The 15,796-nt window shown below is 58.9% G+C and carries 18 protein-coding genes and 1 tRNA gene; 5 read left to right on the top strand and 14 right to left on the bottom strand.

What is annotated here, in order from left to right:
* Positions 1–15: 15 nt before the first annotated feature.
* Positions 16–1,197 (top strand): MBL fold metallo-hydrolase, encoded by a 1,182-nt coding sequence (locus tag P3T24_RS18140; RefSeq protein ID WP_429436547.1) that lies wholly within the window; start codon positions 16–18, stop codon positions 1,195–1,197.
* 169 nt (positions 1,198–1,366) lie between these two features.
* Here P3T24_RS18140 and P3T24_RS18135 read toward each other — a convergent pair whose 3' ends face one another.
* The 10 genes from P3T24_RS18135 to P3T24_RS18090 all read right to left on the bottom strand — a co-directional run bounded on the left by P3T24_RS18135 (position 1,367) and on the right by P3T24_RS18090 (position 8,784).
* Entirely contained in the window at positions 1,367–1,708 is a 342-nt protein-coding gene (locus tag P3T24_RS18135; RefSeq protein WP_429436545.1) for a hypothetical protein, read from the bottom strand.
* 59 nt (positions 1,709–1,767) lie between these two features.
* Entirely contained in the window at positions 1,768–3,093 is a 1,326-nt protein-coding gene (locus P3T24_RS18130) for a YagK/YfjJ domain-containing protein (protein ID WP_429436543.1), read from the bottom strand.
* Between the two features lie 201 nt (positions 3,094–3,294).
* The gene (locus P3T24_RS18125) at positions 3,295–4,716 is read right to left on the bottom strand and encodes a DUF3987 domain-containing protein (RefSeq protein WP_429436540.1); all 1,422 of its coding nucleotides are present in this window, start codon (positions 4,714–4,716) and stop codon (positions 3,295–3,297) included.
* A 163-nt stretch (positions 4,717–4,879) separates the two neighbouring features.
* Positions 4,880–5,140: a hypothetical protein gene (locus P3T24_RS18120; RefSeq protein ID WP_429436538.1), complete on the bottom strand. Its 261-nt coding sequence runs from the start codon at positions 5,138–5,140 to the stop codon at positions 4,880–4,882.
* Positions 5,141–5,317: 177 nt separating this feature from the next.
* The gene (locus tag P3T24_RS18115) at positions 5,318–6,067 is read right to left on the bottom strand and encodes a hypothetical protein (protein ID WP_429436535.1); all 750 of its coding nucleotides are present in this window, start codon (positions 6,065–6,067) and stop codon (positions 5,318–5,320) included.
* Between the two features lie 157 nt (positions 6,068–6,224).
* Positions 6,225–6,300: transfer RNA gene (locus tag P3T24_RS18110), tRNA-Ala, on the bottom strand.
* Between the two features lie 63 nt (positions 6,301–6,363).
* Entirely contained in the window at positions 6,364–6,747 is a 384-nt protein-coding gene (locus tag P3T24_RS18105) for a c-type cytochrome (protein ID WP_429436533.1), read from the bottom strand.
* Entirely contained in the window at positions 6,744–7,535 is a 792-nt protein-coding gene (locus P3T24_RS18100) for a BON domain-containing protein (protein ID WP_429436531.1), read from the bottom strand. Before P3T24_RS18100 ends, P3T24_RS18105 begins: the two co-directional genes overlap by 4 nt.
* Positions 7,536–7,555: 20 nt before the next feature.
* On the bottom strand, positions 7,556–8,143 hold the full coding sequence (locus P3T24_RS18095; protein WP_429436529.1) for a phosphoheptose isomerase: 588 nt from the start codon (positions 8,141–8,143) through the stop codon (positions 7,556–7,558).
* Between the two features lie 182 nt (positions 8,144–8,325).
* The gene (locus tag P3T24_RS18090; protein WP_429436526.1) at positions 8,326–8,784 is read right to left on the bottom strand and encodes a YraN family protein; all 459 of its coding nucleotides are present in this window, start codon (positions 8,782–8,784) and stop codon (positions 8,326–8,328) included.
* On the opposite strand from P3T24_RS18090, the gene rsmI reads away from it, so the two are divergent.
* Positions 8,783–9,670, top strand: a complete 888-nt coding sequence (gene rsmI, locus P3T24_RS18085; protein ID WP_429436523.1) for a 16S rRNA (cytidine(1402)-2'-O)-methyltransferase — start codon at positions 8,783–8,785, stop codon at positions 9,668–9,670. The two genes, P3T24_RS18090 and rsmI, sit on opposite strands and share 2 nt — an antisense overlap.
* Before the next feature lie 117 nt (positions 9,671–9,787).
* On the opposite strand, the gene P3T24_RS18080 is transcribed toward rsmI, so the two are convergent.
* Positions 9,788–10,390 (bottom strand): septal ring lytic transglycosylase RlpA family protein, encoded by a 603-nt coding sequence (locus P3T24_RS18080; RefSeq protein ID WP_429436521.1) that lies wholly within the window; start codon positions 10,388–10,390, stop codon positions 9,788–9,790.
* A gap of 624 nt (positions 10,391–11,014) precedes the next feature.
* On the opposite strand from P3T24_RS18080, the gene P3T24_RS18075 reads away from it, so the two are divergent.
* From P3T24_RS18075 to P3T24_RS18065, 3 genes are all read left to right on the top strand, one after another.
* Positions 11,015–11,659: an MBL fold metallo-hydrolase gene (locus tag P3T24_RS18075; RefSeq protein WP_429436518.1), complete on the top strand. Its 645-nt coding sequence runs from the start codon at positions 11,015–11,017 to the stop codon at positions 11,657–11,659.
* The gene (locus P3T24_RS18070) at positions 11,656–12,303 is read left to right on the top strand and encodes an exonuclease (RefSeq protein WP_429436516.1); all 648 of its coding nucleotides are present in this window, start codon (positions 11,656–11,658) and stop codon (positions 12,301–12,303) included. The genes P3T24_RS18075 and P3T24_RS18070 overlap by 4 nt, the downstream gene beginning before the upstream one ends.
* Before the next feature lie 88 nt (positions 12,304–12,391).
* Positions 12,392–12,850, top strand: a complete 459-nt coding sequence (locus P3T24_RS18065) for an Lrp/AsnC family transcriptional regulator (protein ID WP_074263115.1) — start codon at positions 12,392–12,394, stop codon at positions 12,848–12,850.
* A gap of 57 nt (positions 12,851–12,907) precedes the next feature.
* On the opposite strand, the gene P3T24_RS18060 is transcribed toward P3T24_RS18065, so the two are convergent.
* From P3T24_RS18060 to P3T24_RS18050, 3 genes are all read right to left on the bottom strand, one after another.
* Positions 12,908–14,110 (bottom strand): cation diffusion facilitator family transporter, encoded by a 1,203-nt coding sequence (locus tag P3T24_RS18060; protein ID WP_429436514.1) that lies wholly within the window; start codon positions 14,108–14,110, stop codon positions 12,908–12,910.
* 269 nt (positions 14,111–14,379) lie between these two features.
* The gene (locus P3T24_RS18055; RefSeq protein ID WP_074263113.1) at positions 14,380–14,679 is read right to left on the bottom strand and encodes an H-NS family nucleoid-associated regulatory protein; all 300 of its coding nucleotides are present in this window, start codon (positions 14,677–14,679) and stop codon (positions 14,380–14,382) included.
* A gap of 389 nt (positions 14,680–15,068) precedes the next feature.
* Positions 15,069–15,737: a HugZ family protein gene (locus P3T24_RS18050; RefSeq protein WP_429436512.1), complete on the bottom strand. Its 669-nt coding sequence runs from the start codon at positions 15,735–15,737 to the stop codon at positions 15,069–15,071.
* Between the last annotated feature and the right edge of the window lie 59 nt (positions 15,738–15,796).

Below are 15,796 nucleotides of genomic sequence, written 5' to 3'. Positions count from 1 at the left end.
ATCGTGATCCATAAAATGAAACGAATCACAGCGTTGCCGATTAAGGGTGAAGCTTATCTACTGGAGTACCTTGGAAAACGCATTCTCGTGGATGGCGGTTATTCTGGGTCCGCCCTTGCGCCAGCTCTGCAGAAACAGCTCGGCGAGTCGAATGTCCACCTAGACGTGGTAGTGTGTACACATAGCGATAACGACCACGCCGGGGGATTGGCGGACCTGCTCAATCACACTGGTGTAACTGCATCGGAGTTCTGGCTACCCGGCTCATGGCAAGAAAGCGTCAAGGATCTCATTGAGGAAACCGACCTCTTCTACAAGGAACTGGTGGAAGAGATCAAAGACGGGGAAGGCATAGAAAGCCTGTCTGCTGGCGAAAACGAGAGGATCGACCGCGAGCTTGCTAGGATCACATCCGAAGTGTTCGTCTCTGACGACGGCAATTCAGTGAAAGGGCGCCGGATGCTTGAGTTGCGGCCCGCGAAATCGGACAGAAAGACGACATCGGCCTCTAGAGCGAAGCGGTCCGTCCGGAGGGCGGACAAGAGTCCCGGTATCACGCAGCGCGCAATGGAGCTTATCGAAACGGCCGAACGCATCAGGAAAATCGCTCTGTCAGCGAACGACAAAGGCATCCCTGTACGGTGGTTCGATTACCTCGCCTATTCCAAAGATCGTATCGCGACGGGCGGCGAAGACTTCCTCAAGCCTCTCAATGCAAAGGAGTTAAAGGAGCCGCCGACGCTGACGGGGGTTGCGTTTCGTCGCTTCATTGCACTTTCCCGAGCCAATCGGGAAAGTCTCGTCTTCTTTTCTTCAGGCGATGACGCGCACGTCGACATCATGTTCTGCGGAGATTCGCCCCTCGGTGACGGCCTCCGCTATGCAACTTCATTTTTATCTGGCAAGAGGACGGATAAACCACTGATCGTGACGGCGCCTCATCACGGCGCCGACTCCAATGCAATGGCATATGGACATATCGCAGGATTCGGCAAGGTATCGTTCTGGATCCGTGCTGGAGGCAAACCCCATCATCCCCAATCCGCGTATCGAACGATCCCTAGCAGTCTCAGGACTTGCACGCATTGCCCGCATAAGGACCTTCCACTTCGGGCGGTATGCATCACCGACAAATGCGAAAAGTTCACTGACCCCCAAGCGTGGCTAACGGTCAGATCGCACGATTGCCTCTGTTAGTCCCAACGGTTCTTGAGTGCGTGCTGTGAGGACGATTGATCTCATTGGCGATTAAGCCAACGGATCAATGCTGTTGATTAAAAATTCGTACTGTAGCTGTCACGCAACTAATGCCGGCGTTCCAGGCCGTCACAGCAGTTCGACTACGTACCGTTGCGTCCGACATGACCTAGAGTTGACGCTCTGCACTCGCGAGTTGCATAGCGTCACGAACGGCTGATCGTTCCTTGATGCCTGCCTCCTCCTTTGCCTTCAACTCCGCCATCCACTTGACGTAGGTGTTGCGTGATCGCAGGACGCCTTGCTCTGCCATCGTCTTGATGATGTCTGTTTCGTTGATGCCTTCTGCCAGCTTGCTTAGAATACGAGGATAGGCCTTCTTGAAGGCGCGCTTTCTTGCGTCGTGTTGTCTGGGCTGTAAAGCATCAAGGGCATTGAACAGCGCCAGTTCGTCAATTACGCGCTTGGTTTCTCTCGTAGCATCCATGAGTGTTGTTCCAATTTTTTGCATAAGGACACCTATCCAAAATGATTCCCTTGGCTGGCGAACCATTTCGGATGCGACATTTCCTACGCCGCCTCGGCCTCCACGTCATCAGGAAAACCGTCATCTGGCAGTTCAGGCTGGCCCTTTGTGCGCGGCCGCCCCGTGCGCCCGACGGGCAATTCTGGCAAATGCCCCGTCATGAAGGTCTTGCTCTTCGGAGAGGCCTTCACACGGACAAACTGATCTTTTTTTGCTAAATACATCAGCGTACGCATCAGATTGTCGCGCTTCTGCGCGTCATGATGGTCGACTAGGCCTGTGCCTGGATACTTGTAGTTGCCACGATTGCAGTTGTGGTAGTAACCACGCCCGCCCGTCACATCCGCCCAGTACTGGCCGATCAGGTCGCCCAGCCACTCATGCTGCTTGACATGTGAACCATCGAAGATCAACGCCACGTGCAAGTGATGTCCGCCCGTGCTGGAGAACTCGATGGAACACACATAGCCCGCCATGTGCCGGAACAACGATTTCTTGCCGCGCATGTTGTCCTTGAAGTGACGCCAATCCTCCGTCACGGTGAAGATATCCACTCGTGGCAGTTCGTCACCACAATCGTTAATTGCATCACCGTTTGCCAAGGCCATGCGCTCCAAGTAATTGCGCTCCTGAAGCCGCTCATCCCATTGCATCGCCTGTGCAAGATCCTGGCATGCCGCTTGGCGATACATCAGGTCAAGGCGAACCACCATCAGGCGCGCATAGCGCTCATGCAAGGCGTTGATATAGACCGTCAAGCGCTTTGCGTTCTCGTCAGCGTTGCGCTTCCAGTTCTTGATCATCCGTGCGATACCGATACGCACGCCTTCGGCACGCAGCGCCATCACGAAGTCATTGCAGACTTCCGCGTAATGCTCATCTGAAATTGCACCGAATACGGCATGGCATTGACGGATACGGTGCGTGGGATATATGCGATGGAACAAGGCCAAGTCAGGGGACAAGGCCAGCCCATCGAAGATCAACCGATCGAATGAGGGCAGCAGCTCCATAAACCCCGCCATCCTTAAAGCCACAACGCCTATCGTGTCGTCAGCGTTGCGCTTAATTTTGTAAGGGAGTTGGTCCGTCTCGATCACTTGACGCATGAATTCGATCTGGGCACTGAGCCCCTTCACGCTGACGCCTATCCGATAGGCATTGCCGTCAATGCCATGGGCCATGCCCATGTTGCGTTCAAGATTTTCGACTATCCCCAACACGTCGAACCGTTCATCACGGTTGACGTCAGCTTGAGCATCGATACCGTCACTGCTTTGCATTGCAGGATCATCAAGTGGCCGATCTTCGTCAGGAGCATTGGGCATGCTCCAGTCGTCAACATGGTCTGTCTCAATAAAGTCTTTCAATTCTAGTTACCTTTTCTATAAAACGTATTGGTTAATAATCGTATTGATTAATAATCCTAATAAAAACCAGAAATCCTTCTCTACTATTCTCACGGCAAGGACCGGACGGCTTTCGATGGAATGAATGTAAAGGGTAGGGATTACTGCGCTGTGCCGATATGCGAAAACGTCCACACATCCAGGGCATAGCGCTTCAGGGCACTACACGCCGCCGTAGCCTAGAACGTTATCCAGCCTGTCGGCTGGTGGTAGTACCTCGATGTAGTGCTTCCCTTTCAGCGTCACGATACGTGCGCGGCCTTGGTTGAATAGCTCCCCAACCGCACTACGCAGGCGAGTTGTTGTCATGCCAATGACCATGGCAACCTTACCAGCGTGGTGGTAGGCAAACTGACGCACTCCCTGGTCGTTCAACCACTGCGCCAGCGTTGCCGCGTCACGCACCCGTTGCGGCTCGTGCTCCAGCGGGTTGTGCATCCATTGGTAGGCCTCGAAGTGGTACCAGCAGACCTGCTCCGCCATCTCTACCAGATCCCTCGAAACGTCTCCTTCTCGCCCCAGAAATACGTGGTTCTTGGCGGCCATGCGGGCAATGTGGCCCGCCAGCTTGGCCAGAAAGTCCCGACAATGTGCAAAGTCAGGCTGCGCCATCAAGCGGAGATTCCGCTCGTGCAACTCGCGCAGTAGCGCCTTAGATTCCCTGCGGAATGTCACAGACGGCAGGTCTTTCCTGCCGGACCGGATTCGAGCATGGAGTTCGTCAAGCATCGCCGTCACTCTCTCTCCATGCTGTTCGTGAGCACGGCCAACAACCGCATGGCCAGCATCTTCCGACCCGATCCACTCATCCAGCACGGCGTGATACAGAAAGCGGGCAGCGAGGCCACTCGCCTTCAACTCTTCGCCGCGCTTCTTGCAAAACGCTTTGAAGAGCCCAGGCTGGACCATGAACAGCGTCGTCAGAAAACCCCTGATCTTCTTTCTCGGCTCACTCACGCGGCTGTGCTGGATCACCTTACCCCCGGATAGATTCGCCAGGGTGGGAAAGTCCTTGGCCCGCAGCATGTTGAGCGCGACCGCACCCTCGTCAACAATCCAGCCCGAAACGAACCAATGCTCCAGGGAACGCAACACCGCCTGCATAGATGCATCGTCTTGCAGCAGCGCCTGGTTGGCGACGGGGAGTGGCTCCTGCGACAGAACCTTTGCCAGCAAGACCTCGATAACTTCCATGTCCTCGCCGTTCGCCAGGCATTCCTGGATGACCTTCTCAATACGCGATACCTGTTTTTTCCACACACGATGTGCGGCCTGTTGCTGGTATTGACTCATCGGGTCCTGAGCAGCATGCCTGGCGCACCACCGCGTAATGGCCTCGGTAAGCGGCGCATAGTGGAAGCTCTTGCCAGCGCCCGATGATGCCAGCAAGACTCCAAACGACGAAAGCGGCGCGGTTCCGCCCTCGGGCTTTTCGTACACCGCCAGCCCCGATGCAACGAGAGAACTGACGGCTTCAAGCACCGAAGCACCGATGGCATCGTCCTTGGGAGTTTTGGAGCGCTCATGCAACACGGCACCCAACAGGCTGGGCAATGCGTCGTAGGGATAGTGTGGAACCTTCATTGCACGCCCCCTCCCGCAACTGCAGCACGCAGACGCGGGCGGGACTCCACCCATTCCAGCACATTGCCCAGAACCGCCGCTTCTTTACGGGTATTGCCGTACCGGCGATGTGTCTGGCCGAGCACGTCTGGTATCACCCCATTCGGATCAATTGGCACGCCGTTCATGCGACACCACTATTGCCAACGATAGCGTCGTCATTCGCGGCCATCACACCATGCTTTGTAACGATCACTGCGGGCCACAAGAGACGACCATTCGTGTGCTTCCGGGGTACGACGCCGAAGTAGCTGCCGGTCTGGCAATAGCGCTTGCGTGCGGTTTGTTCTTCGATATGGTTGTGCGCGGCAAACATCTTGGTTTGCCAAGGGTACGCGGTATGGTTTTCGAGAAGCGACGTGTTGCCGTCAAGCTCAGTTGCCATTGGGGCCTCCGATCAGTGCAAGAAGTTGGAAATGCACTTCGTCGAGCCGCCATGGAACATGGCCTCATCAGCGTCTATCCATGCGGCTCAACAAAGTGTGAGTGCAAGGTAAAGACTGTCGGACTGTTGGTCGATCAAGCGGGGAGTATTGGGAAATATCGGGGAATAACGGGTCGATTACTGCCGGCTTAGATACTTCTTCAGTGCTTTGTATGTATAGGTCTTTGGCCCCTCGGGGGAGACGTATTTAATCCCCTCTCGATCGCTACCTCGCAACCGGGTGCTCTTTGCGCCGGGGTCGTTGCTCATCCTATCCAAGATACCCCAGATAACATCAGGGTCGCTGTGATCGAGCCCCTTCTGCCGGGCTTCGTCTTGGGCGAGGAGGATCTCCGTGTAGAGTCCTGGGCGTTTACCGGGCCCACTCGTTTTAATTATTCGGCTGGCAGCGTCCTCTTTGGCTGCGAGCTTCAAAGATGCCAGTTCGTCCGCAACTGATAGCGCGAATGGATGCTCCTTCGAGCCCGGAAAATAGAGGTGTCGCAGGAACTCCGGTAGCTTAGGCACGTGCCAAGGCGCTTGATCGCTGTCGTAGCACCACTTCAGGAAGTGATCCGACAGCACCTCATCACCGGACGGCAGATCCCCATCCCTGACATGGTCCAAGTAGTCCTCAAGTACGCGCTTCGCACCTCGTAGCTGCTGAAGGGTAGCGGGAAGACTGGGATCGTCAAGCTGGCGTGCTTCGCCTTCAGCCACTGGAATGTCCCTGCGGCCTTGCGGGGAGGGAATGAGGCCGTTAACCAGCAACGCCCCGTCAGCGGGGGTCCACCTCGGACTCTGGTTGACGTAGTACTCGACCAGCTCAAGGAACGCGATTCGTTTCTGTGGCGACTGGCTGTATTTTTTGAAAGCGTCGGCGCTCATGCTGTAATGATCTGCGGTTGCTGCAAAGCCGGTAGCCTAACGCATCACGCAGATCTGGATGGATTTACGCTGACCAAATCCGGTTACACAGCGGTTACATGGACCGCAAAAACACAAAAGGGTTACAGGCAAATCGCCTGTAACCCTTTGATTTTCTTGGTGGAGAGGAGGAGGATCGAACTCCCGACCTTCGCATTGCGAACGCGACGCTCTCCCAGCTGAGCTACCCCCCCAACGACAAACGATTCTAGCACAAGGTTTTTCCGTTTTGCCAAGCCGCCAGGCCCAACAAAACCTCACCTGGAAGGCGCCCCGGCGAGCACCCAATCCACAACCGTGCGGATATCCGCATCGCTCATCGCCGGGTGCGGGGGCATCGGCAGAACACCCCACACGCCCGAACCGCCATCCTTAACCTTGTTCACAAGTTTCGCGGGCGCTTGCGCATCGCCCTTGTACTTCGCCGCGATCTGCTGAAACGAAGGCCCGACGACCTTGCGGTCCACCGCGTGACAGCCCATGCAAGCATTGGCGCGCGCGATCATCTGACCGCGCGGTGCATCATCCGCCCACGCCGCCGTCACCAACCCGGCAAACCCCACCAGAGCAACAACCACAGCCCCCGACTTCCGCACCCCGAGCATAACCACGCAACGCCGCATCAAGCCCCGCAACTTCATTGACTAACCGCCGGATTCCCCGGATGAACCGGGCTTGAATTCGTCACCGGCGCAGGCGACTGCTGCTCCAGCGGACGCGAACTCACCGACGAATCGGGCACCGCACCCACCGTCGCATCCGGCGTCGGCGGAGGCTGCGACGCAACCGGCGCGCTGGCCGCCGGCGCGCTCGTCGCAGTTGCGTCTTGCGGCAGGATGTACTGGAACACCTTCACCACCTGCGTCACACCCGGCACGCGGCTCGCCACGTCGGCGCCACGGGCGCCTTCATCGCGCGTAACAAGACCCATCAGATACACCGAGCCGTTCTCGCACACCACCTTGAAGTTGTTCGCCGAAATGTTCTTCTCGGCGATCAGCGCGGTCTTGACCCGCGTTTCAAGGTACGAATCGTTGGTCCGCGAAGACAGGTCGGCAGCCGGCCCGATCGTCAGCTCGTTGACAATGGACGTGACATTGTTGAGCGACCGCACGATCTGCTCGGCCTTCTGCTTCGATGCATCGTCAGGCACTTCGCCGGTCAGCAGCACGCGCCGATTGAAAACCGACACGTTGACGTGCGCGGGATCCGGCAGGTTCTGGTTGATCTGCGCGATCGACTTCACCTGAATCTCGCGATCCTCTGTCTGCGCACCAAGCGTGCGCCGGTCGGTCGCAACCAGCGCACCGCCACCGGCCGCGCCGGCCACCAACAGGAAGCAACCCTGCAACGTCGCGGACAGCCCTGCCGCCAGCCCCACCACCAGTGTGGTCCTCACCAGTGTCGTCTTGATGCGGAATACGCTCATTAACTAGCTCTCCTTCGGAATCAGTCTTCGCCCAGCAACATGGCATCGATGCCGTCGCACAGACAATGGATGGTCAGCAAATGCACTTCCTGAATACGCGCGGTGCGATCTGAGGGCACGCAAATATGAATGTCGGTGTCGCCCAATACGTCGTGCGCTTTGCCACCGCTCCTGCCGGTCAACGCCACCACGATCATCTCGCGCTCGTGCGCCGCCGCGATCGCCGCCAGCACGTTCGCCGAATCGCCCGAGGTCGTGATGGCAAGCAGTACGTCCCCAGGCTGGCCGAATGCCCAGACCTGCTTCGCGAACACCTGCTCGAACGCGTCGTCATTGGCGATCGCGGTGATGATCGACGTGTCGGCCGTCAACGCAATGGCAGGCAAGCCTGGACGTTCGCGCTCGAAACGGCCCATCAGCTTGGCCGCGAAATGCTGCGCGTTGGCCGCGGATCCACCATTGCCGCACGCAAGAATGCGGTTGCCGTTGGCAAGCGCCATAAACATCGTGTCGATCGCAGCGGCGATCGGCATCGAGAGGGTTTCGAGAGCTTCGGTTGTAACTGCCGCGTTGTCGCGGAAGTGCTGTTGAATACGTTCGACTGACATCGAGTCTCTATCTTTTGCCGCGTATGGACCGCTGCGCGCGGCCGTGTTGTGAAGACAGGTTATTCTGGCTGACGGTGCAGGCAACGCCGATGCGTCACCGGAACCGCCTGGGACGCGTTCGCCGTGTCACTCGTACGCGAGCGCAAGTTTATCGCACTCAGGCGCGATATCCGCAGCGTGGCTCAGACTTCATCTGCACGAAAGGCATCGCGTAACCAGACAAGTCGCCCCGATTCGAACGCGACGACATCGAAACGACACGCCGGTACGACCCTCACGCGAGTCGCCAGATAATGCCGCGCAGCACGCACCAACCGCTGACGTTTCTGCCATCCAACGCTGGCCGCCGCGCCACCATAGTGCCAGCGCGCACGCGCCCGGACTTCGACGAACACCAGCGAGCCGTCACGCTCGCGCATCACCAGATCGATCTCTCCGCCGCGACACGCCACGTTGCGCGCTACGAAACGCAACCGCTGGCGCTGCAAAAAGGCGAGTGCGTGAGCTTCGAAGGCGGCTCCGACGTCTTTGGACCCTCCGCGTCCCAAAAAGTTGTGAGCGCCGGAACGGGGCGCCGGGCGCTCCGGCTCTGCGTGGCACAATGTCGGCCTTGCTTTGTCTGTCTGCGTCTTCTGTCTCATGACCCCTCTCTCCGAACTTGCGCAAGGGCAGCAATATCCTGCTGCCGCGCTCTATGTGGTGGCGACGCCGATCGGCAACGTCGCGGACATCACGTTGCGCGCGCTGCACGTACTCGGACTGGTGGACCGCATCGCCGCCGAGGACACGCGCAATACCGGCCAACTGCTGGCGCGCTACGGCATCTCGAAACCGCTGCTAGCCGTGCATCAGCACAACGAGCGCGCCGCGGCACTGCGCATCGTCGAACATCTGCAAGCGGGCGAGCGCGTCGCCTACGTGTCCGACGCCGGCACTCCCGGCATTTCGGACCCCGGAGCGAAGCTCGTCGACGCCGTGCGTGAAGCCGGCTTCCCCGTGATTCCATTGCCCGGCGCGAGCGCCCTGGCCACAGCACTCAGTGCCGCCGGTGATTGGGTCGCGACCTTCTCGTTTCTCGGCTTTTTGCCGCCAAAGGCAAAGCAACGCGCTGCAACACTGCAACCGCTCGCGACGCATCCTCACGCCATGGTCTTCTACGAAGCGCCGCATCGCATCGTAGAAACAGTCGAAGCGCTGGCCGAAGCATTCGGCGGCGCGCGCAAACTATTGATCGCACGTGAGCTGACGAAGTTACATGAAGCGCTGCATTGCTGCACCCTGGCCGAAGGGCCAACGTGGCTGGCGGCGGACCCGAACCGGCAGCGTGGCGAATTTGTGCTGGTGGTGGAAGGCGCTCAACAGGAAACCGCGGGCGAGCACGATCACGACGCGTTGCTGGGCATCCTGCTGGAAGAGCTGACGGTGAGTAGCGCGGCGAAAGTCGCGGCGGCTATCACGGGAACATCGCGCAATGCGTTGTACACCCGCGCATTGGCCTTGAAGAAGGACGGGGAAGATAGCGAGTAAGAACAAGGGCCGCGCAAGCGGCCCTTGAGTGCGGACAAACGCGCGAGCAGAGCCCACGCGTCTTGCAACACCGGGGGCGAGCAGACGTGCATGCACGCACCGCTCGCTCCAGTCACATCATTTGACGTCGTTCGTATTCGATGCCAGCGTCTCGGCCTGTTCGGCTTTGGCTTCCTTTGGCGTCAGACCGACGATCTGCACGCGCGCCGTGCCCGCCCGCTGCATATGCAGCGCGGTAGCAGCCGCCAGCGAGAGGTCGATGATCCGGCCGCGCGCGAATGGGCCGCGGTCGTTGATCCGGACAATGACCGAACTGTCGTTGGCCGGGTTCGTCACGCGAACGTATGAACCGAGCGGCAGCGTGCGGTGCGCGGCTGTCAGCGCGTGCATGTCGTAGCGCTCGCCGTTCGCCGTGCGACGGCCGTGGAAGAACCTGCCGTACCAGGACGCGCGTCCGGTTTCGTGGAAGCCGGCCACATTGGGACCGTTTTCGGTGAGCGGCTGGGCGTCGGCGAGCGACGTGCCGTTAGCATCAGAAGCCGATGCAGCTGGCGTTCCGAAGGCCTGCGGCGCCATCGTATCGGCGCTGCCTGCTTGCGCGCTCTTCGTGCTGAGCGGCGGATTACTTGCCTCGTTGGCTGCGTTCGGGGGCATGGCGCACCCTGCGAGCACAAAAAAGGCAAAAAGACTCCCCATACTTCGGGATGACCGAGTTTTCATAAGACGTGCAATCACAATGTCGAGCCGCATCACGCGATAGCTGCGTGTTGCTGCGACTCCGGCGGAAAACGAACGACCACGCGCCGCGCAAAAAAGCGCAGTACGCCGAAGCCCGCACGCGGCATACTCTGCCGCTCCCGCACGGTTAAATTTCACGTCTGGCGCAACCTGTCCCCGGCAGCCTGACCAGACCCCACAAGCCGCCATCGAACGTGGCAAACACGTTCTTGCGCGCCAGACAACAGCGCGCAGGAACGGCGGCGTAGGCCCCACCCAGCGTCACGGCAGAAGGCCGTTGCAGGCGCGTGGCACCTGGCTGGACGAGACGTGCGCATCGGACGCATCCGATGCTGGATTTGCCGTCGACAACACCGACGGCACTTACTTGACGACGATCAGCGCTCCATTCTGAATGGGGACGCATCGCCCTGTGGCAGCACGGTTTCCCGTACACATGACCGCATTATACCCAAAACACAATTTTGGGATGACAAGCGCTTGATAGCTTTGATGAATTTTCACTATTGCTGCAAAAATAGGCATCGCGGACCAGCCATTTGGCATATCGGCGGAGGGCTCGGCACGCCGGTACAATTAACGTTTTTGCTGCGGCCCACCGTCCTCATGAAAGTCACTCTGATCCCCGTCACCCCGTTCCAGCAGAACTGCTCGCTGCTCGTTTGCGAGGCGACGGGACGCGCCGCCGTTGTCGATCCAGGCGGCGATCTCGAGATCATCCAGGATGAGGTCAAGCGGCAAAACGTGTCGGTCGAAAAGGTTTTCCTCACGCACGGTCACATCGATCATTGCGCCGGCGCGAAAGCCTTGGCCACGCACTACGGCGTCCCGATCGACGGTCCACATCCCGACGAGCGTTTCTGGATCGATCAGTTGCCCGCCCAGAGCACGCGTTTCGGCTTCCCTGCAGCGCAGGCGTTCGAACCGGACCGCTGGCTGCAGGACGGCGACACGGTTCAGTTCGGCAATGAGACGCTCGAGGTTTATCACTGCCCGGGGCATACGCCGGGCCATGTGATCTTCTTTAGCCGCGCGCATCGGGTCGCGCTGGTTGGCGATGTGCTGTTTGCAGGCTCGATCGGCCGCACCGATTTTCCGCGCGGCAATCATGCCGATCTGATTCGCGCCATCCGCGAGAAGCTCTGGCCGCTCGGCGACGACGTCACCTTCGTGCCGGGTCATGGGCCCACCTCGACGTTCGGCGCCGAGCGCCGCACGAATCCGTACGTCGCAGACGGAGTGCGCGTATGAGCGCCGAAATCTATGTGAGCACCGACGTCGAAGCGGACGGCCCGATCCCCGGCCCGCATTCCATGCTCAGCTTTGCCTCGGCCGCGTACACGGAAGACAAGCAACTCATCGGCACTTTCTCTGCGAACCTGGAAACGCTGGAAGGTGCGACCGCCCATCCGGTTCAGGAGGCGTGGTGGAAAACCCAGCCCGAGGCGTGGGCCGCCTGCCGTCTCGATCTGCAGCAGCCCGCCACGGCTTTGAATGCCTACGTAACGTGGGTTGAAGCGCTGCCGGGCAAACCGGTCTTCGTGGCCATGCCGGCCGGCTTCGATTTCACGTTCATGTTCTGGTACATGATGCGTTTCACCGGCCGCTGCCCATTCTCATGGTCTGCGCTGGACATCAAGACGCTCGCCTTCGCGATGACCGGTCTGCCCTATCGCAAGTGCATCAAGCCGCGCCTGCCGCAGCGGTGGTTCGACGACCATCCGCACACCCACGTCGCCCTCGACGACGCGATCGAGCAAGGCGCCCTGTTCTGCAACATGCTCGCCGAGTTGCGCGCTGGCCAGGTCGTTCTCGCCACTCATGCAGCGGCGGAAACAGTCCCAAAAGATGGGGACGGCTCAGGGCAAAACGCCGCTACCAAACCGGCAAATTAGGTAATCTCCCTCGTCAGAGCCGTTTTGCATTGCGTTTCGTTTTCGTCGCCTCTACTATTAGAGCCACGGCACGCCAACGGAGGCGCAGTTGACACTCGATACGTTCTCGCAAAAGATCCTGCGCCTGCTGCAGCTTGACGCTCGCCGTTCGGTGCAGGAAATCTCCGACCAGGTCGGTCTCTCCAGCACCCCATGCTGGCGGCGAATCAAGGACATGGAGCAATCGGGGGTGATCCAGCGCTACACAGCACTGCTGGATCGCGAAAAGCTGGGGCTGCACGTGTGCGCGCTCGCTCACATCCATCTGACGCGGCACACGGAAGGCGGGGTTGAACAGTTCGAACGCGAGATCGCCACCTGTCCTGAAGTGACCGAGTGCTACAGCACCACCGGCGAATCCGACTACATCCTCAAGATCGTCGCGCCGGACATCAAGGCGTATGACGCGTTTCTGCACGAACGCATCTTTAAGATTCCGGCCGTCGCGCAAGTGCGCACAAGCGTCGTGCTGCGGGAAATCAAGTTCGATACGCAACTACCGCTTTGAGATTCTGATGGCGACGCCAGCCAGGCCGGCCGTCTTCACCTGCCCGGCGCTACCGCGCTAGGCAATGTCATGACGCTCCGGCGCCGCGGCTTCAGCCTGCTCATCCAGTGCAATAGCCCGCAATACGCTCAGATGCCGCACGCCCAGGCGGCTCTTTAGTTCTGCCAGATCAAGATGCGCGAGTCGCTGTGCGTCGCTCTCAATGGCATTGGGCGCGCTGGCAGCTAGCGTCACGTCGACATCGAGGCCAGTGCTCAGGTAATGGATATTGACGCCCGCCGCCCGCTCACCCCGTTCAGCAAACGCCGCCTCGACCTCCGCGACGACCCGCTCACGGGGCGGCAATCCGATAGGCGGTCGCGCCAGCGCATCGTTTTCCGGATCGACGTGAATCAGCGCATCGAGCACCCGGCTGTCAGTGAGGACGCGCGCACGGGCCGTCTCAGCAATGTAGTGACCTTCCGATACAGAGATCAGCGGGTCGACCAGGATATGTGCGTCGACGAGCGCGAAGTCACCCATCTTGCGCGTGCGCAGTTCGTGCACATCGCGCACACCCGGCGTCGACATCAGCAGTTTGCGCACGTCGGCGGCAGCGGCATCGTCGAGTGCGCGGTCCGATAGATCCTGCAGCGCATCCCAGCCGAACGTCCAGCCCATACGCGCGACCATGAAACCGACAATCGCCGCTGCAATTGGATCGAGAAGTCGCACGCCAGCCAGACTGCCGATAATGCCGAGCGCAACAACCAGCGACGACGCCGCGTCCGAACGCGCATGCCATGCATTGGCAATCAGCATGGCCGAGCGCACCCGTTGGGCCTCGCGCAGCATATAACGAAACAGTGTTTCTTTCGAAACCAGCACCAGCGCAGCAACGGCTAACGCACTAAGGTGAACGGCGGGAATATCCTGCAAATCGGCCAGCCGCGCTCCGGCGCGCCATAGCATGCCGACACCGACCGCAATTAGCAGTGCGCCGAGAAACAGCGAAGCCACGGTTTCATAGCGGCTGTGCCCGTAATTGTGATCCGCATCCGGCTTTGCTCCGCTATGCCGATTGGCGATTAGTACGACAAAATCCGAAACGAGATCAGCAAGCGAATGCACGCCATCGGCAACCAGTGCCTGCGAATGGGCGATCATCCCGATGACGATTTGCAGCGTCATCAACACCGAATTGAGCGCGATACTGACAAACGTGCTTTTGCGCGCAACGTGATGTTTTTCTGCGGATTGGGCGGCGAAGGTGGCGGGCATGCGAGCGGATGCGGTTTTTCAATGTGTGGATTCTAACCGCGCTCGCATGACAATCTGCGGAATCCCTTAAAATTCTCTTTTAAATCAGATGCTTATCTAAACGGGAAGTATTCGCGTTCCGGTTCAATGGAATACGCTCCCGCAAGTCACGGAATGCGAAGCTGGAGATCGGTCCGACAGCCAAACATGGACGTAAAAAAACCGCGCACCTTAAGGTTGCGCGGTTCTTCGGCCGAGGGCGCGCTAATGCGCCCGCAGGGATACTGCAATTAACGCTGAATCAGAAACTTCTCACGATCCTGACCGGCGATCCAACGCGGCGGCTTACCACGGCCCGACCACGTGCTACCGCTATCCGGATCACGGTATTTCGGCGCGACACCAGCGCGCGGACGGCCCACTTTCGCTGCCTTACCACGGCCGCCGCCTAACTCAGCAAGCGTAATGCCGTAGTCAGCCATCTTCTGTTTGATCTCGTTCAACACTTCCGCGTATTCACGCGACTTTGCTTCTTCGATCTGCTGTTCCAGCTTCTCTCGCTGTGCGAGTAGTTCCTTGTAGGAAGACATAGGTTCCCTTGTGGTTTAGATAAGTGACTACCAGTCTAAGCCGGTTTGCCCTTTGAAAGGTGTTCATGCCTCGGAATTTGCAGGCGAGATTAACACAAAATAGAAAGCGTGGAAAAGTCCAGTTCTTAAATTAATTATGTTTCGTTTCGAAAAATTTCAGGAAACGGCACAGTCAGCAAGTTTTTCATTTACATCTTCTTTCGCAGCTTACGAAAAAGCGAACTCGGCTATGAGTAAATATCTGAATTAACTCCCAAAATATGGAAATTAATATGCCATTTGCACCGGAACATCTCATGGCATGAGAGCTTTCCGCGAACAGCCTGCGAGCAGGCGAAATAAATAGTCGAAATGCATCGCGTCTGGGTGTTTTCCCGCAATAGTTCTAGTCACGATCGTTTCACGTTTCGCGTGATGCAATCTTTTAGTGCGGCATGCAAGGAGTCGGCATTTTTTGCGACCTCGTCAAATGTGAAGCGGCTGCGTGCACCTTCGTGTTTCAGATCCGCGCCATAGCGGTCGATGCCAATTAATTCAAGATGATCCGGCCGCTGCGGATGTGCGTCGAAAAACTCCAGCAATGCACGCTCTTCGTCGAAGCCGAGTGGTTCGAACGGATCCAGTTCACTGCCATCGAGCCAGCCCATCGCGCCAAAGCCACCGATATAACGCATCCGCTCGAGCGTCATCACCCAGAAGCTGAAATCGCCCAGCGCGAGGTAGCGCTCGGCGTCCGGGTGATAGCGCAGGTAACGCCCCACCACGGCAGGCGTCGGCTCGACCGTCTCGAACGATCCCAGCAGCGTGACCCGCTGGCCATTGAGCACGTCGCCATCCGGAGCGTGCGCGACCAGGAAGCCCGCACGGGGATCGCCTTGCAGGTTGCGCGTGTGTTCGGCCAGGCGACTCACGAGGATCGTAGGACGATGCCGCGCGTCCGGGGCAAACGGCAGGATCGACGGATACGGAAATCCCTCCGGTTGGCGCGAGTGCGTCGCGAGCGTGCCGGCGGCGACCCGGTGAAGCAGATGAAGCGGCGCGTGAGCGGGGATATTCAAGAGCGCGTCCTCGAAGGATGGCGTGGATGGCATTCGGCCGGCTGGCTCAAGGTGAAAGC

This window comes from Paraburkholderia sp. GAS33 (genome assembly GCF_050436645.1).
Classification (GTDB): Bacteria; Pseudomonadota; Gammaproteobacteria; order Burkholderiales; family Burkholderiaceae; genus Paraburkholderia; species Paraburkholderia phenazinium_B.
The sequence above is the reverse complement of the archived record's forward strand: the minus strand, read 5'-3'. Positions and strand labels throughout refer to the sequence as shown.

Coding starts and splice junctions, on each gene's coding strand:
- P3T24_RS18120 (WP_429436538.1), bottom strand. CDS start 5,140: ATGGCAACTGAGCTTGACGGCAACACGTCGCTTCTCGAAAACCATACC.
- P3T24_RS18095 (WP_429436529.1), bottom strand. CDS start 8,143: ATGTCAGTCGAACGTATTCAACAGCACTTCCGCGACAACGCGGCAGTT.
- P3T24_RS18075 (WP_429436518.1), top strand. CDS start 11,015: ATGAAAGTCACTCTGATCCCCGTCACCCCGTTCCAGCAGAACTGCTCG.
- P3T24_RS18090 (WP_429436526.1), bottom strand. CDS start 8,784: ATGAGACAGAAGACGCAGACAGACAAAGCAAGGCCGACATTGTGCCAC.
- P3T24_RS18060 (WP_429436514.1), bottom strand. CDS start 14,110: ATGCCCGCCACCTTCGCCGCCCAATCCGCAGAAAAACATCACGTTGCG.
- P3T24_RS18070 (WP_429436516.1), top strand. CDS start 11,656: ATGAGCGCCGAAATCTATGTGAGCACCGACGTCGAAGCGGACGGCCCG.
- rsmI (WP_429436523.1), top strand. CDS start 8,783: ATGACCCCTCTCTCCGAACTTGCGCAAGGGCAGCAATATCCTGCTGCC.
- P3T24_RS18115 (WP_429436535.1), bottom strand. CDS start 6,067: ATGAGCGCCGACGCTTTCAAAAAATACAGCCAGTCGCCACAGAAACGA.
- P3T24_RS18140 (WP_429436547.1), top strand. CDS start 16: ATGAAACGAATCACAGCGTTGCCGATTAAGGGTGAAGCTTATCTACTG.
- P3T24_RS18100 (WP_429436531.1), bottom strand. CDS start 7,535: ATGAGCGTATTCCGCATCAAGACGACACTGGTGAGGACCACACTGGTG.
- P3T24_RS18080 (WP_429436521.1), bottom strand. CDS start 10,390: ATGAAAACTCGGTCATCCCGAAGTATGGGGAGTCTTTTTGCCTTTTTT.
- P3T24_RS18055 (WP_074263113.1), bottom strand. CDS start 14,679: ATGTCTTCCTACAAGGAACTACTCGCACAGCGAGAGAAGCTGGAACAG.
- P3T24_RS18125 (WP_429436540.1), bottom strand. CDS start 4,716: ATGAAGGTTCCACACTATCCCTACGACGCATTGCCCAGCCTGTTGGGT.
- P3T24_RS18135 (WP_429436545.1), bottom strand. CDS start 1,708: ATGCAAAAAATTGGAACAACACTCATGGATGCTACGAGAGAAACCAAG.
- P3T24_RS18105 (WP_429436533.1), bottom strand. CDS start 6,747: ATGAAGTTGCGGGGCTTGATGCGGCGTTGCGTGGTTATGCTCGGGGTG.